Consider the following 16,108-nt stretch of genomic DNA (forward strand, 5'->3'; position numbering starts at 1 on the left):
AATAAGATTGTAAAGAGGGTAGTAAAGGTTATGAAAAAAAGTGCAAAATTTAAAAAAATATTTAATAGGGTAAATGTTTTAAAAGTGGTAGTATTGATAGTATTTATAGGTATCACAGTTCAACTTGTAAATCTTCAAATATTACAAAATGCTAATTATAAAGCAAAAGCCAATAATACAGCTCACAGATTCATAAAAGAGGTTGCACCAAGAGGAGAGATAACAGATTCTGAGGGGGCAATACTTGCAACTAATAAACAAAGCTTTGATGTTACTTATACTCAAACTGATGATAATAAGGATGATTTTTACGATATAATTGCAAAAGTGTTTTATATTCTGGATAAGAATGGAGAAAAACAAAATGACAGCTTTGCACTTAAGGCTGATTCTAATGGGTATAGATTTGATTTTAATACTGATAATTGTGATGAAATAAAAAAAATGCAGATTAGATTCTTAAAGGATAGAGGATTTGAAGAACCTATTATAAAAAAACTGTATAAAGGAAAATCAAAGGAAAGTGATTTAACAGATTCTGAAGTAGTTAGAGTAAATAATGAACTTCTTAAAATTTCACCTAAAGAGGTTTTTGAAACTCTTACTAAAAAATATGAAATACCTAAAGCTTATAAGATATCCATAGATGGACAAACCATAAGTAAGAACTGTGATGTGAATGATATTAGAAGATTTATGGTGGTAAAGGATGCTGTTCTAATAGTGAATGGATATTCAGGATATAAACCAGTTGCTATTGCAAGTAATGTGAAGCAAGAAACCTCTTTTACCATTCTTCAAAAATCCAATGAACTTCCAGGGATAGATATATCGGTTGATCCTATAAGGGATTATCCTTATGGAAAACTGGCATCAAATGTTCTAGGGTATATAAGCAAAATAACTCCTTCAAGTTCTAAGCAGTCTGAGAATTACACTGAAAAGGGTTATGATGTAAACAGTGATTTAATAGGGGCTTCAGGAATAGAAGCAGCTCTTGAAGATAGACTTAGAGGTACATCAGGAGGAAGAATTGTTGAGGTGAATAAGCAGGGAAAAATAACAGATGAGCTTGCAAAAAAGGATCCATATCCAGGACAAAATGTTAAACTTACTATAAATAAGGATGTACAATATGCGGCAGAGCAGTCTCTTATAAATACTATGGCAAGCTTAAGAGCAAAAGGTTATTCTGATAGTAATAGTGGATCTTCATATTTGGGAAATGCTACAAGAGGAGCAGCAGTTGCAATAGATGTAAAAACAGGTGGAGTTTTAGCACTTGCCTCTGTTCCTAATTTTAACCCTAATGATTTTTCGGATCCCAATGGGCTTTCAAAAGAAGCTACTGAAAAATATTTTTCAACAGATATTATTTCTAAGGCAAAGCAAGTTGGAGTGCCAGAAAGTTTATATGATACTTTATTTCCTGTAAGTAAGAGTGATAACCGTACAAGAATTGATAAGTATGATTATCTTGCAAAGCCACTTTATAATTATGCCACGCTTTCATTAATACCGCCAGGTTCAACTTTTAAACCACTAACCGCTATAGCAGGTCTTGAGACAGGAGTTATAACAAAGGATACAACAATTGATGATGAAGGCTTTTTTGATGACGGAAAGGGATATAGAACTCCGTTTAAGGCAGACGGACCTCAAGGAAATAATAATTTAATAGGAGCTATAGCAAAATCAAGTAATGCATATTTTATGACAGTTGGAAAACGACTAAGAGATGCCTATGGAAGTGATATTCTTGCAAAATATGCTTGGAAGTTTGGTCTTGGAGTACCTCCTAATTCAAATATAACTCGTACAACAGGAATAGAAGTCCAGGAAAACTTTGGTCAGGTATATAATACGTATACTATTAAAAATAGTTTTGCTGATGAAGGGCAGTGGTCCATAGCTGAAAAGCTTCAAGAGGGAAAATATCTTAAAGGTTCTTCTGTAAACTTGTATACAGAGGACAGTGATTCAAAGAAGCTGTCTACTTTAAAGGCATCAATAAAAGAAAATATAAGAACAGCTATATCTACAGGAAAAACCGATAGAAATAAAACGGAGGAGCTTGTAACAGATCTTATAAGTACAGACCCTTTATATAAGGGAAAGACATTTTCAAAATCAGATGTATCAGCTCTTGCTAGTGGTATAGTATATGATGAAGCAGATGAATACACTCAAGCAACGGTTCCAGGTAATATATATAATGCTTCTATTGGTCAAGGTATAAATGAGTTTACACCTCTTCAACTTGCAAATTATGTTGCTACCATAGCAAATGGAGGTAAAAGATATAAAGTTCATCTTGTGGATAAGGTTACAGATTCAAGTGGAAAGGTTGTATATGAAAATAAACCTGAGGTAGTTGAAGATACAGGTGTTAGTAAGGCAAATATAGAAGCAGTAAAAGAAGGAATGAATGCAGTTAATGATAGGGGTACAGCAGCGGGTACCTTCAGTGAGTTTCCAATACCAGCAGCAGGAAAGACAGGTACAGCGGATCCTTATACTTCAGATGTTGAAAGAAGTATAATGAGATCTTCTTATGCTGTTTATGTTGGGTTTGCACCTAGGGATAATCCTGAGATAGCAATAGCAACAGTAGTATTTGATGGAGGTTTTGGTAATGGAATTACTCAAATTGGAAAGAGCATGTACGAGGCATATTTTAAAGATGTTCTGAAACAAAAGTATAATTTTAACTTTGATACAGATGTTAATGCAAAGCCTGAAACAGATGCGATTACTCAGGCGAGTAATAATAGTAATTAAAATATAAAAATATAAAGAAGCTATATTAGGGTATAGTAATACACTCTAATATAGCTTCTTTATATTCTATGTATCTTTATAGATGGAAATGGATACAATATAGTGAACTTTATATATGTACTAAGGGAGCAATAATAAGGTTGTTTATAATTAAAAGATAATAAAATGAGATTATAAAGAAGGTAGTAGAGTTTATGAAGAAAAAGGTTAAAATTAAAAATATATTTAATAGACTTAATGTTTTGAGGGTCACGGTGCTTATAGTTTTTTTTGGAGTAACGGCCCAACTTGTAAATCTTCAAGTATTTAAAAATTCAGATTATAAAGCAAGAGCAAATAGCACAGCACATAGATTTATAAAAGAGGTTGCTCCAAGGGGACAGATAACTGATTGTACTGGAACTGTTCTTGCAATGAATAAACAAAGTTTTGATGTTACATATATTCAAACTGATGATAATAGATGTGATTTTTACAATACTGTTGCTAAGGTATTTTATATTTTAGACAAAAATGCTGAAAAACAAAGTGATAATTTTGAACTTAAGGTTGATAATGAGTATAGGTTTGATTTTAATACCACAAATCCAGATGAGCTAAGAAAAATGAAGCTTAGATTTTTAAAGGATAGGGGGTTCGAAGAAGAAATCATAAAAAGGTTATATAAGGGAAAAAACAAAGAGGATGAGCTTAACAATTCTCAAAAGGAAGCTGTAAATAATGAGCTTATTAAGATATCACCAAAAGAAGCCTTTCAAACCCTTGTTAAATATTACAAAATACCTAAATCATATAAAATAACCATTGATGGACAAAAAGTAAGTAAAAATTGTGACTTGAATGATATTAGAAGATTTATGGTAGTAAAGGATGCCGTTAAGATGAATAGCTTCTTGGGATATAAACCAATTGTTATAGCAAGGAATGTAAAACAAAGCACATCCTTTAAAATACTTCAAAAGGCAAATGATCTTCCAGGAATAGACATAGCAGTAGATCCTATAAGATACTATCCTTATGGTAAATTAGCATCCAACGTCTTAGGCTACATAAGTAAGATAACTCCTGCAAATTCTAAACAGGCAGAAAATTATAGAGAAAAGGGTTATGATGTGAATGGAGATTTAATGGGTACATCAGGAATAGAAGGGGCACTAGAAAATAGGCTTAGGGGTACATCCGGTGGAAGGATTGTTAAAGTTAATAAGCAGGGAAAAATAAGAGATGAGCTTGCTAGAAAAGATCCATATCCAGGACAAAATGTTCAGTTAACTATAAATAAGGATGTACAGTATGCAGCAGAGCAGGCACTAATAAATACTATGGCAAGATTAAGACAACAAAAGTATGCTGTTACACATGCAGGTTCAACATATTTAGGAAATGCAACAAGAGGAGCAGCAGTTGCAATAGACGTAAAAACAGGAGGAGTTTTGGCTTTAGCCTCAGTTCCAAATTTTAATCCTAATGATTTTTCAGGTCCGAGTGGTCTTTCAAAAGAGGCTGTAGAAAAATACTTTTCAACAGATATTTTATCTAAGGCAAAGGAAGCTGGGGTTCCAGAAAGTCTTTATGATACTTTATTTCCAGTAAGTAAGAGTGACAGAAATTCAAGAATTGATAAATATGATTATCTTGCAAAGCCACTTTATAATTATGCAACACTTTCATTAATACCGCCAGGCTCAACTTTTAAACCACTTACTGCAATAGCAGGTCTTGAAACTGGGGTTATAACACCAGATACTACAATAGAGGACCCTGGGTACTTTATAGATGGAAATTTTAAGCCTGAATTTAAAGCAGATGGACCACAGGGTACGAACAACTTAACAGGGGCTATAGCAAAATCAAGTAATGTGTATTTTATGACTGTGGGAAAATATCTGAGACAAAAATACGGAAGTGATATACTGGCAAAGTATGCGTGGAAGTTTGGACTTGGGGTTCCGCCTGATTCTAACGTAACGCCTACAACGGGAATAGAAATCCAAGAGAACTTCGGTCAAGTATATAACACTTACAGTTCAAAAAATAGTTTTGGTCAGCAAGGACAGTGGATTGTAATGGAGGATCTTTTAAAAGGTAGATACTTAAAGGGAATACATATAAATTTATATACTAATGATGATGATTCAAAAGAAGTTTCTATTTTAAAATCAGAGATAAAAGAAAATATAAGAAAGTCTATAGCACTAGGAAGGTTTAATAGAGATGATATAGAAAATCTTATAACAAAGCTTGTAGACACAGATAAATTGTATAAAGAAAAGGCAATTTCAAAATCAGATATAAAAATTATTGCAAATTGTATAGTAAATGTTGAAGCAGATGAGTATAGTCAGGCTACAACACCAACTAATATTTATAGTGCGGCTATTGGGCAGGGATTAAATGAATTTACACCCCTTCAGCTTGCAAATTATGTTGCTACTATAGCTAGTAATGGTAAGAGACACAAGATACATCTTGTAGATAAAATTATGAACGCAGATGGAAAGGTTGTATATGAAAATAGACCAGAAGTTATTGAGGATGCAGCAATTAAACAGTCTACAATAGATGCAGTAAAAGAGGGGATGAATGCAGTTAATGATAGAGGTACTGCAAAGGATACCTTTAATGATTTTTTAATACCTGCGGCAGGAAAGACAGGTACAGCGGATCCCTACAGTGAGGAAACTGAAAAAGCAATAAATAGAACCTCCTATGCTGTTTATGTTGGGTTTGCACCTAGACAAAATCCGAGAATAGCAGTAGCAACTGTGGTGTTTGATGGTGGATTTGGAAGTGGTATTACTAATATTGCAAAGAATATATATGAAGCGTATTTTAAAGATGAACTTAGAAAGGATAACTTTAATTTTGATATAGATGTGGATGCAAAACCAGAGGTAGATACTCCAATCAGTGATGCTGCTGAAAAATGATATATATAATATGATTTTTTATGATATTCAATGTGCGGAAAATGAATAATAAAAGAAGGATTTTACAAAATAATGTTGAATTATATTATATTAAAGGAGCCAAATACTTTAGATTTAAGGGTTCTACTGTATTTTCCCTATATTAGGATGTGTGGAGGTTTAGTATGTTTAGGGACGGAATAACGATTAAGGGAAATAAAGAAGGTTTAAATGTAATAATAAATATAAATAGTTTTAAAGATTTTGATGAGATGTTAGATGCTTTTATCGCAAAGTTATCTAAAGGGAAAAGATTTTATAAGGGATGTACACTTAGAATCACTACACAGCTTAAAGAGATAAATGAGAGAAATACAAGGAAGCTTAAAGATATTCTTTTTGATGAATTTTTAATAAAGGATTGTATTTTTGAAGATAGTGATGAGAATAAGAGCAAGGTGTTTAGCGGGATTTATGAAGGTAGAACTAAATTTTTAAGAAGAACCGTAAGAAGTGGCCAAATTATTAAGTACTCAGGAAATGTTGTCATTGTGGGAGATGTTAATCCAGGTTCTGAGATTTATGCTGGAGGAAATGTAATTGTTTTTGGTATTTTAAGAGGAGATGTTCATGCTGGGTCTACAGGAAATGATAAAGCAATAATTGCAGCTTTGAGACTTCAACCTAAAATACTACAAATTGCCAATAGAATTTCTAGAGCGCCAGAAGATGATGATAAGCCTGATTATCCAGAGGTTGCAAGACTTAAAGGTGATGCTATAATAGTAGAGCCGTATTCCCCTAACAAATTTAATATATAACTGCTTGGGGGAGTACCCCTTTTTTTTATAATCAAATAAGGGTAAGTTCAACTATGGGTTAAATTTACTTTTATTTTAGAGATTTATAAGTGATATTTATGGTTAAAATAGAATATTAGAGTATATTTAAAAGGGTTTTTTTGATTTATGTAGAATAGTTTATTGTGTAGAAGAAATTCTTGCGAATACTATAAAAGTGGGATAAAATGGGATGGAAAAGCATATAGATTAAGTTCCGCAATCAGTTCACTACAAAGTTTATATTTGTTATAATGGTTACTAAGGTAATAACTAACTATGTAATTATTAAAAATATTTATATACATATATTCGCCTAATAAATATATTTAATGGAGGTAATATTAATGGGAGAAGCTATAGTAATAACATCTGGAAAGGGCGGAGTTGGAAAGACTACAACTACTGCGAATATTGGTACAGCACTTGCAGCTATGAAAAAAAAGGTTGTGCTAGTTGATGGAGATACAGGACTGAGAAATTTAGATGTACTTATGGGTCTTGAAAATAGGATAGTATTTACGCTTCTTGATGTGGTAGAGGGAAATTGTAGATTAAAACAAGCACTAATTAAGGACAAGCATTATGAAAACTTAGCACTGCTTCCAACAGCACAAACAAGAGACAAAAATGATGTTAAGCCAGAGCAAATGCTTAAATTAGTGAATGAGCTTAAAGAAGAATTTGATTATGTTATTATAGATTGTCCAGCAGGAATTGAGCAGGGATTTGAAAATGCAGTAATTGGAGCTGATAGGGCTATAGTTGTTGTGAATCCTGAAGTTACATCTGTTAGAGATGCAGACAGAGTTATAGGAAAAATAGATGCAAAAGGAATTGAAGATCATCAGGTTATTGTGAACAGAATTGATTATGAGATGGTTAAACGTGGAGACATGCTTGGAATTGAGGATGTTATAGATAATCTTGCTATAAAGCTTATAGGAGTTGTTCCAAACGATAAACAAATAACGGTTTCTACAAATAAAGGAGAGCCTATAGTTTTAAATCAAAATGCTAATGCAGGAAAGGCATTTAGAGATATAGCTAGAAGAGTTTTGGGAGAAGAAGTACCTTTTGAAAAATATGAAACTCAAACTGGATTTATTGCAGCAATAAAAAAAATATTTAGTAAGTAGGAGGTAGGTAATATGGATTTGTTCAGTTTTTTTTCTGGAAGAAATTCCTCGAAACCAGGTAGCTAAGGAAAGATTAAAGTTAATACTTATACATGACAGAGCAGACTTATCTCCCGAACTTTTGGATCTCATTAAAGGAGAAATTTTAAATGTAATTACAAAGTATGTGGAAATAGATAACTCTGATGTTGAGGTTAAACTTACGAGAACTGATATTGAGGAAGGAAACTCCCCAGCACTAATTGCGAATATACCAATTAGATCTATGAAAAGTAGAAAACCAATAAAAAAATATCATTATAAAGCTGTGTATATATATGTAAATAATGTTTACAGTAAATTAATTATTTGCATATAGAACTCTAATATGAGTGCATGGCTTTTTCTTTTTTTTGTGGTATAATCATAAAAGTGGAGGGAAGAGACATGATATTAAATAAACTAAAAATTGATAAAAGAACATTAAAGCAGATAGATTTTTTAATATTTCTAATCCCCATAGTAATTGCTATTTTTAGCTCACTAAACATTTACAGTGCGGTTCATAGAAATAGTGCGCTTGCAAGTACATGGAAGCTTCAATTAATATGGTGCTTGATGGGAATAATTGCTATATACATAATAATTAAGATGGACTATGATTTTCTTAAGAATTATGCAGAAATTATATACGGTTTAGCTGTTGTGCTTCTTGTGATTAATGATATTTTTGGAAGTACGAGAAACGGTGCTACAGGTTGGATTGCTATAGGACAAAGAGCTATTCAGCCTTCGGAATTTGCTAAAATTGCTCTAGTAATTATTCTTGCAAAAAAAGTAGATGCAATGAAGGATGGAATAAATAACGTTAAAAACTTCTTTATAATCTTAATATATGCTGCAATACCAACTGCTCTTGTTTTAATTCAACCAGATATGGGAATGGCCATGGTATATTTCTTCACAGTACTAGGGATTGTTTTTGCGGCTGGACTTGATTTGAGAGTTATATTTGGAGGAATATTCGGTATTATAGTTGCGGTTGTAGGTATTTGGAATACTTCATTGATGCAGCAGTATTGGAAAGCAAGGCTTACGTCTTTTTTAAATCCTGAAAAGTATAGTTCTTCAACAGGACTTCAGCTCATTCAGTCTAAAATAGCTATAGGTTCTGGTGGCATATTTGGAAAAGGCTTCTTAAAGGGGACGCAAATCCAAGGAGGATATATTCCTGAAAACTATACCGATTTTATATTTTCTGTAGTCGGAGAGGAATGGGGACTTATTGGAGCAATTGTTTTAATGCTTCTATATATTATACTCATATATAGAATTATCAAGATGTCCAAGAATTCAAAGGATGCCTTTGGAAAAATATTCTGTGTTGGAATGGCATCTACATTCTTATTTTCCGTGTATCAAAACATGGGAATGACAATAGGAATAGCGCCTATATCTGGACTTACTCTTCCATTTATGAGTTATGGAGGAAGTTCCATGTTTACGGCATTTATAGCTATTGGAATTATACTTAGCATAGGTGTAAGAAAAAATAAAATTAACTTTTAAATTTAGAATTGATTTATGCATACTTGAAAATGCTGGTTTATTTAAATTAGCTGTATGCATAAATCAATTTTTTAATATACTCCATAATTAGTAATAAAAGTAGAAAAGTGAAATATATATATAAGGAAATTAATTTAAGAGGTTGTTTCTGAGAAATGATTTTTAATCACTTTTAAAGTAAAAAATTTAATTGTGACTTTTTTATACTTAAAAATCTAAGCTCATTTTGAAGCAGCCTTTTACTTTTATTATTAACGTATCAATAGGAGGATAGCATGGGAAATTACAATTCTCAGTACGAAAATTACTATAGGAACTTACAGAATAGAAGCATTAGAACAAGCAGTTACTATAAGAGTAGTGGTTTTAACAGAAAAAACCTTGGTGAAAAAATAATAAAGAAGATTGAATTTCAGCTAATAGGTACTTTAGTATTGTTTTTAGCTGTATTCTCTTTAAGAGAAGTTATAACACCTGAAACTAAAGCAGCCTGTAATTATATAAAATATACTGTTTCATATAATTATGACTATTCGCAGATACTTTCTTATATTGAAGGGTTTAATTTAAATGATGTGGAGACCTATGCAAGTAAAATAGATATGGATTCACTTAAAAATCAGTCTGTGGATTATATTGAAAATTTAAAAGCCAGGGTAACAGGAGAAAAGACCTTTGGTGCCAAAATAAAGCAAGAATATTGTTTGCCCATTAATGGAAAGATTGCTTCACATTTTAAGCAAAAGGATAAGGATGTTTTAGGAAATCAGTATTTAAATAATGGTGTGGATATTAAAGCTAATAGTGATTTGGATGTGAAGGCAATATACGATGGTACAGTGGAAAAAGTAGGGGAAGATAAAGACTTTGGTAAATATGTTATGGTAGATAATGGTGATGGAGTTGAAAGCAAATACTCTAATATGGATTCTTTTGAGGTTCAAAGAGGAGATGGAGTTACAAAAGGAGAAGTTTTAGGTAAGGTTAAGAAGAATGATGATGCTTCAAAATCGTACTTACATTTTGAAATAATGTATATGGGTGAGAATCAAGACCCTGAAAATTATTTTACTTTCAAATAAGACTAAGCAATGTTTCGGAGTGATTAATTGTTTAAATTAAGCAAATATTTTATTCCATATATGATAATTTTATTTTTTATAGGATTTAGAGGTGAAATTTTTAGTGTCGTTATTTTAGTTATTATTCATGAGTTTACACATTATTTAACTGCCAGAATGTTCGGGTTCAGTGGTTTTGATATAGAAATACTGCCTTTTGGTGCTGTTTTGAGACTTAAAAAAATTGATTACGCAACTCAAAAGGAGGATATTATTATTTCTTTATCTGGACCCATTTTAAATTTAATTCTGGCGGTTATTTTTTATGTTATATTTAAAAACAGCGGCAGGCATATATATTATTCACTATACTTTACAAATCTGTCCCTTGGCTTATTTAATTTAATACCTGCTTATCCTTTAGATGGGGGGAGAATTATGAAAGAGGTGCTTTCTGAGAAAATCCCTTATAGAAAGGCAAATGAAGTAAGTATATATATAAGTATAGTTATAGGAATAATATTTTGCATTTTTTCAATTGTAGGACTTTTCTTTAGTGTAAAAAGCATTAATATGCTAGTGGTAGCTTTTTTTATACTATTCTGCTCTTTTAAAGAAAAAGGAAGGATGGTCTATATTGTTATGGGTGATATAATAAGAAAAAAAATAATATTTCTAAGGAAAGGGTATATTGAAAATAGAATGATTTCAGTATCCGCTGAGAATAACCTTTTAAATGCTCTTAAAGTTATTGATAAAAACAAATACACAGTAGTTACGGTTTTAAATAAAGAGATGAAGGTTATAGATTTAATTTATGAAGAAGAAATGCTCGAGGCTTTAAAGAACTATGGAAATATTACTTTTGGAAAATTGGTAGAATTAAGAGAAAGTAATGACTGAGATAAATTTTAACTGTTGAACATTTTTTTAAGTATGTGTTAGAATATAAAAATGAGCGATTTTTAGGAGGAAAATAGATGAATAACATTATTGATGATGTTTTATTTAGGGTAGAAAAGCCAGCAAGGTATATAGGCGGAGAATTTAACTCTGTTATTAAAGATAAGGATAAGGTGGATGTGAGATTTGCCTTTTGTTTCCCAGATGTATATGAAGTTGGAATGTCTCATTTAGGAATGAAGATATTGTATAATGTTTTAAATAAGAGAGAAGATACGTACTGTGAAAGAGTATTTGCTCCATGGCCAGATATGGAAAAATTAATGAGAGAAAATGACATGCCTCTTTATGCACTTGAAACAAAGGATCCTATAACTAATTTTGATTTTATAGCTTTTACTCTTCAATATGAAATGAGCTATACTAATATACTTAATATGCTTGATCTTGCAAAGGTTAAAGTAAGAGCATCTGAAAGAGGAGAAGATGATCCTATTATTGTATGTGGTGGACCATGTGCATATAATCCTGAGCCTCTTTATGACATTGCCGATATTTTTTCTTTAGGTGAGGGTGAGGAGCATTTAAGTGAGTTAGTTGATTTGTATAAGAAGTGCAAGAAAGATAAATTAACTAGAAAAGAGTTTTTAAGAATGGCATCACATATAGAGGGAACTTATGTACCTTCTCTTTATGAGGTGTCATACAATGAGGATAATACTATAAAGGAGTTTAAACCTTTATATGATGATGTTCCAACGAAGGTTAAAAAAAGAATAATAACTAATTTTAACGATGTTGTATACCCAGATGATTTTATAGTACCTTATAGCGAAATAGTACATGATAGAATCATGCTTGAGACCTTCAGAGGTTGTACAAGGGGCTGCAGATTCTGTCAGGCTGGAATGATATATAGACCGGTTAGAGAGAAGAAAACAGACAGACTTATGGAGCTTGCAGATAAAATAATAAAAAATACAGGTTATGAGGAGATGTCGTTGACATCACTTAGTATATGCGATTATTCAGATATTAAAAATCTTGTATACAGTTTAATTGAGAAGTATAAGGAGAATAATGTAAGTGTATCACTTCCATCACTTAGAATAGATTCCTTTTCGGTTGATCTTATAAAAGAGCTTCAAAAAGTTAGAAAGTCAGGTCTTACTTTTGCACCAGAGGCTGGAAGTCAAAGAATGAGAGATGTTATAAATAAGGGAGTAACTGAGCAAAATTTAATTGATTCAGTAAGCAGTGCCTTTAAGAATGGTTGGACTACTATAAAGTTATACTTCATGATAGGACTTCCATATGAAACTATAAAGGATGTAAGAGGCATAGGAGAGCTAGGTAAAAAAGTTGTTGAGGAATATTATAAGGTACCAAAGGAAGAAAGAAAGAAAGGTCTTAAGGTTACTCTTAGCACATCAATATTTGTACCAAAACCTTTTACACCATTCCAGTGGTCACCTATGGATAATATAGAATCTGTAAGAGAAAAAATAAGCGAGTTAAGAGATGAATTAAATGGAACACGTGTAATAAATTATAACTGGCATGAGACACCAGTAAGTTATCTTGAGGCAGTTTTTGCAAGAGGAGATAGAAGAGTCTGCGATGTTCTTATAAAAGCATTTGAAAAAGGAGAAAAATTTGACGGCTGGTCTGAATACTTCAACAATGATGTATGGATGGAGGCCTTTAAAGAATGCAATGTTGATCCTGATTTTTATGTTTATAGAAATAGAAGCTACGATGAAGTTCTTCCATGGGATTTTATAGACATAGGAGTTTCTAAAAAGTTTTTAATAAGTGAAAACGAAAAGGCCAAGGAAGAGGTAGTTACGCCAGATTGTAGGGGAGGCTGCACAAACTGCGGTGTTAATGTAAATTTCAAAGAAGGGAAGTGCTTTGAAGGTGCGCTATTTAATAAAGTACAGTAAGGGCTCTAACATAAAATTTGTTTCACATTTAGATATAATGAGGGCTATTCAAAGAACGGTAAAAAGAGCAGGAATTCCTGCTGAGTACTCAAAGGGATTTAATCCTCATATGTCAATGTCAATAGCTCAGCCACTTTCGGTTGGAATTTACTCAGATGGTGAGTACTTTGACCTCAATCTTAAAGAAGAAGTCAGTGAAGATAAAATAAAAGAGACTTTTAATAAGGCAGCAACTAATGATTTAAAAGCTTTAGATGTAATAAAAATAGAAAAAGAATACTATGACTCTGGTAAAAAAGTAGAAAGTTCTATGGCAGTAATTGAGGCTGCTAGATATTTTATAAAAATAAAGTATAAAAGTACGGAAAGCCTTAAAGAAGAAATTGAAAAAATCATTAAGGATGAAAATTGGTCAATACTCAAGAAGACTAAGAAGAGTGAAAAAATAGTCAATATTAAGGGAATGGTAAAAAGATTTTCATACAAAATAAGTGAGGGAATATTAGAAATAGATACTCTTGTAGCATGTGGAAGTCGTGAAAATCTTTCACCAGATCTTTTATGTGAATATATAAAAAAACATACTAGTAATGTGCTTGAAAATTCCTTTTCGGATATAAAAAGAATTGAGATGTATGCACTTAAGAATAAGAAACTAGTTGAACTTTATAGATATTTTGTTTAGCATCCATGAAAAGTCTAGTAAGAGGTGTTTTTATTGAAAAAGATTTTTATAGAAAGATGTACAGATTTTTTAAAGGTAGCTGTATTGGATAATGGTGAATTCAAAGAATGCTTTATAGAGGATGAAAAGGAAGAAATTTACTCAGGAGCAATATATAAAGGCGTTGTTAAAAATATAGTACCAGCTATTAAATGTGCATTTGTAGACATAGGCAATGGTAAAAATGGATATCTTTATATGGACAGTAAGTTTAATAATGTGAATATTAAAAAAGGCGATGAAATGCTTGTTGAAATAGTAAAAGAAAGCATAGGAAGTAAAGGACCAAAGGTAAGTAATGCAATAACTATACCTGGAAGATATTCGGTTATAATTACTTTAAATACAGACATAAATATTTCAAAAAAAATATCGGATTCTAAATACATAAAAATGCTAAAGGAAAACGTTAAAAAGCCAGAAGATGTAGGGGTAATGATTAGAACTAATGCACAAAATGTTAGTTTAGAGGATATAAATAATGAAATAGAGAACCTATATGAAACCTATGTAGGTATAAGAAAAAAAGCTAAATATTCAAATAAAGTTGGAATTGTTTATAATGCAGGCGGCACAATAGAAAGAATCATGAGAGACAATGAAGATGTAGCAGATTTAACTGTTGTAGTTAATGACAAAAAAGATTTCGATAATATTCAAAATTATATACTAACAAAGAAGGATATGAAATGTAATTTGAAACTTCATGACAGCAATATAAGTCTTATGGAGTATTATGGTTTTGAAAGAGAAATAGTAAAGCTTATAGATAGAAAAGTTATGTTAAAATGCGGTGGATATCTTATAATAGATAACACAGAAGCAATGCATGTGATTGATGTAAATTCTGGAAAGAACATAAAGAATTCCAATCTAGCTAGAACAGCATTTCTAACTAATATGGAAGCGGCAAAAGAGGCTGCACGACAGATTATACTTAGAAATTTAAGTGGTATAATAGTAATTGATTTTATAGATATAACTGATGAGGAAGCTAAGAGTAAGATAGTAAATGTACTCAAACAAGGATTTTTAAAGGATAAAAATAAGACCATAGTATATCCTTTTACTGAGTTAAATATAGTGCAAATTGCAAGAAGAAGAAGAGGAAAATCTATCTATGACTATCTCGAAGAAAAATGTGATAGTTGCATTGGAAGCGGGCGTAAATTGAACTTTGAATACATGAAGAATCTTATGAGAAATAAGGTTATAAGATTTTTAGAGGAGCACGAAAAGGCAAAGAGTATATACATCGAGATGGATAAGAGATATGAAAATAAAATATCTTTAGATGTTGAAGGGTTCATAAAAGATATAGGTGCGGATAATTTATCTGTATACATTGAATATAAAAGCAAGCCAGATGTTTTCAAGATAAATTTTAGAGAACTTTCCAGTGATATGGAGAAAATGCAGCAATATAAAATTTATGGATGAAAAATTCTTTACAAAGTTTAAGTGATATGGTACAATGGCACATGTAGACCGCACAAAACGGGTTTTTATTAAACACAATTTATTGTGTACCCCTATTGGCGAGGCCGTAAATGAGGAGGTGTTTGTTAATGTACGCAGTTATAGCTACTGGAGGAAAACAGTACAAAGTTCAAGAGGGAGATGCAATTTACGTTGAGAAAATTGCAGCTGAAGTTGATTCAACAATTGAACTTAATGAGGTTCTTGCAGTTTCAAAGGAAGATGGTTTAGTTTTAGGAAAACCTGTAGTTGAAGGAGCAAAAGTTGTAGCAAAAGTTGAAGCTCAGGGTAAAAGTAAGAAAATCATCGTATTTAAGTATAAGAGAAAGAAAGACTACAGAAGAAAAAGAGGACACAGACAGGCTTATACTAAACTTGTAATTGAAAAGATACAAGCTTAATTATGATTGATGTAGTTTTTAAGAAAAAAAATAATGTGGTTGTTTCTTATGTTATAACAGGTCATGCTGATCGTATGGCAAAGGATTCCGAGAGGCATCTTGAAAATTATGATGAGGAAACAGATATGCTATATGACAATGCAGTTTGTAGTGCAGTATCTCTTTTAGGTCAAGTATGTATACTAGGAATTGAAGAAGTTTTACATATTAAAGTGAATTATTCTGCAAAGGAAGGATACATAGCTTTAAATCTTGAAAATTTAGATTTAAATGATCTTGAAAGAGCACAGGTTCTTATGAAAACTACATTGTTAGGATTTGAAAATTTAGCGGAAAGCTATGATGAGTATATAAAAGTTAGCGTTGAGGAGGTGTAAT

12 protein-coding genes and 1 pseudogene are annotated in these 16,108 nt (G+C 31.6%); all 13 read left to right on the top strand.

All coding sequences use genetic code 11. From position 1 onward, the window contains the following. The first annotated feature begins 30 nt into the window (after positions 1-30). The 13 genes and pseudogenes from CA_RS06580 (at position 31) to CA_RS06640 (ending at position 16,107) form a co-directional block, all read left to right on the top strand. Complete coding sequence (locus tag CA_RS06580) at positions 31-2,781, top strand: peptidoglycan D,D-transpeptidase FtsI family protein (protein ID WP_010964559.1); 2,751 nt, start codon at positions 31-33, stop codon at positions 2,779-2,781. Between the two features lie 194 nt (positions 2,782-2,975). Next, positions 2,976-5,711 (top strand): peptidoglycan D,D-transpeptidase FtsI family protein, encoded by a 2,736-nt coding sequence (locus CA_RS06585; protein ID WP_010964560.1) that lies wholly within the window; start codon positions 2,976-2,978, stop codon positions 5,709-5,711. Between the two features lie 164 nt (positions 5,712-5,875). Then, on the top strand, positions 5,876-6,511 hold the full coding sequence (gene minC / locus CA_RS06590; RefSeq protein WP_010964561.1) for a septum site-determining protein MinC: 636 nt from the start codon (positions 5,876-5,878) through the stop codon (positions 6,509-6,511). 365 nt (positions 6,512-6,876) lie between these two features. Beyond that, entirely contained in the window at positions 6,877-7,668 is a 792-nt protein-coding gene (gene minD / locus CA_RS06595; protein ID WP_010964562.1) for a septum site-determining protein MinD, read from the top strand. Positions 7,669-7,680: 12 nt separating this feature from the next. Next, positions 7,681-7,948, top strand: a pseudogene (gene minE, locus CA_RS06600) (cell division topological specificity factor MinE); the annotation flags it as partial. A gap of 146 nt (positions 7,949-8,094) precedes the next feature. Beyond that, positions 8,095-9,216, top strand: coding sequence for a rod shape-determining protein RodA (rodA, locus tag CA_RS06605; RefSeq protein ID WP_010964563.1), 1,122 nt, complete (start codon positions 8,095-8,097; stop codon positions 9,214-9,216). 275 nt (positions 9,217-9,491) lie between these two features. After that, complete coding sequence (locus tag CA_RS06610) at positions 9,492-10,298, top strand: murein hydrolase activator EnvC family protein (protein ID WP_010964564.1); 807 nt, start codon at positions 9,492-9,494, stop codon at positions 10,296-10,298. A 60-nt stretch (positions 10,299-10,358) separates the two neighbouring features. Beyond that, on the top strand, positions 10,359-11,180 hold the full coding sequence (locus CA_RS06615) for a site-2 protease family protein (protein ID WP_278046029.1): 822 nt from the start codon (positions 10,359-10,361) through the stop codon (positions 11,178-11,180). Between the two features lie 77 nt (positions 11,181-11,257). Next, positions 11,258-13,126, top strand: coding sequence for a TIGR03960 family B12-binding radical SAM protein (locus tag CA_RS06620; protein ID WP_010964566.1), 1,869 nt, complete (start codon positions 11,258-11,260; stop codon positions 13,124-13,126). Then, on the top strand, positions 13,095-13,811 hold the full coding sequence (locus tag CA_RS06625) for a TIGR03936 family radical SAM-associated protein (protein ID WP_010964567.1): 717 nt from the start codon (positions 13,095-13,097) through the stop codon (positions 13,809-13,811). The genes CA_RS06620 and CA_RS06625 overlap by 32 nt, the downstream gene beginning before the upstream one ends. A 24-nt stretch (positions 13,812-13,835) precedes the next feature. After that, positions 13,836-15,290: a ribonuclease E/G gene (locus tag CA_RS06630; RefSeq protein ID WP_242663049.1), complete on the top strand. Its 1,455-nt coding sequence runs from the start codon at positions 13,836-13,838 to the stop codon at positions 15,288-15,290. A 128-nt stretch (positions 15,291-15,418) separates the two neighbouring features. Then, positions 15,419-15,730: a 50S ribosomal protein L21 gene (gene rplU, locus CA_RS06635; RefSeq protein WP_010964569.1), complete on the top strand. Its 312-nt coding sequence runs from the start codon at positions 15,419-15,421 to the stop codon at positions 15,728-15,730. A 2-nt stretch (positions 15,731-15,732) separates the two neighbouring features. Further along, entirely contained in the window at positions 15,733-16,107 is a 375-nt protein-coding gene (locus CA_RS06640) for a ribosomal-processing cysteine protease Prp (RefSeq protein ID WP_010964570.1), read from the top strand. Position 16,108: the final 1 nt, after the last annotated feature.

Source organism: Clostridium acetobutylicum ATCC 824 (assembly GCF_000008765.1).
Lineage (GTDB): Bacteria > Bacillota > Clostridia > Clostridiales > Clostridiaceae > Clostridium_S > Clostridium_S acetobutylicum.

Bases quoted from the DNA above. Each gene is read 5' to 3' on its own strand.
- CA_RS06580 (WP_010964559.1), top strand. From the start codon at position 31: ATGAAAAAAAGTGCAAAATTTAAAAAAATATTTAATAGGGTAAATGTT.
- CA_RS06615 (WP_278046029.1), top strand. From the start codon at position 10,359: ATGATAATTTTATTTTTTATAGGATTTAGAGGTGAAATTTTTAGTGTC.
- minD (WP_010964562.1), top strand. From the start codon at position 6,877: ATGGGAGAAGCTATAGTAATAACATCTGGAAAGGGCGGAGTTGGAAAG.
- CA_RS06620 (WP_010964566.1), top strand. From the start codon at position 11,258: ATGAATAACATTATTGATGATGTTTTATTTAGGGTAGAAAAGCCAGCA.
- CA_RS06640 (WP_010964570.1), top strand. From the start codon at position 15,733: ATGATTGATGTAGTTTTTAAGAAAAAAAATAATGTGGTTGTTTCTTAT.
- CA_RS06610 (WP_010964564.1), top strand. From the start codon at position 9,492: ATGGGAAATTACAATTCTCAGTACGAAAATTACTATAGGAACTTACAG.
- minC (WP_010964561.1), top strand. From the start codon at position 5,876: ATGTTTAGGGACGGAATAACGATTAAGGGAAATAAAGAAGGTTTAAAT.
- rodA (WP_010964563.1), top strand. From the start codon at position 8,095: ATGATATTAAATAAACTAAAAATTGATAAAAGAACATTAAAGCAGATA.
- rplU (WP_010964569.1), top strand. From the start codon at position 15,419: ATGTACGCAGTTATAGCTACTGGAGGAAAACAGTACAAAGTTCAAGAG.
- CA_RS06585 (WP_010964560.1), top strand. From the start codon at position 2,976: ATGAAGAAAAAGGTTAAAATTAAAAATATATTTAATAGACTTAATGTT.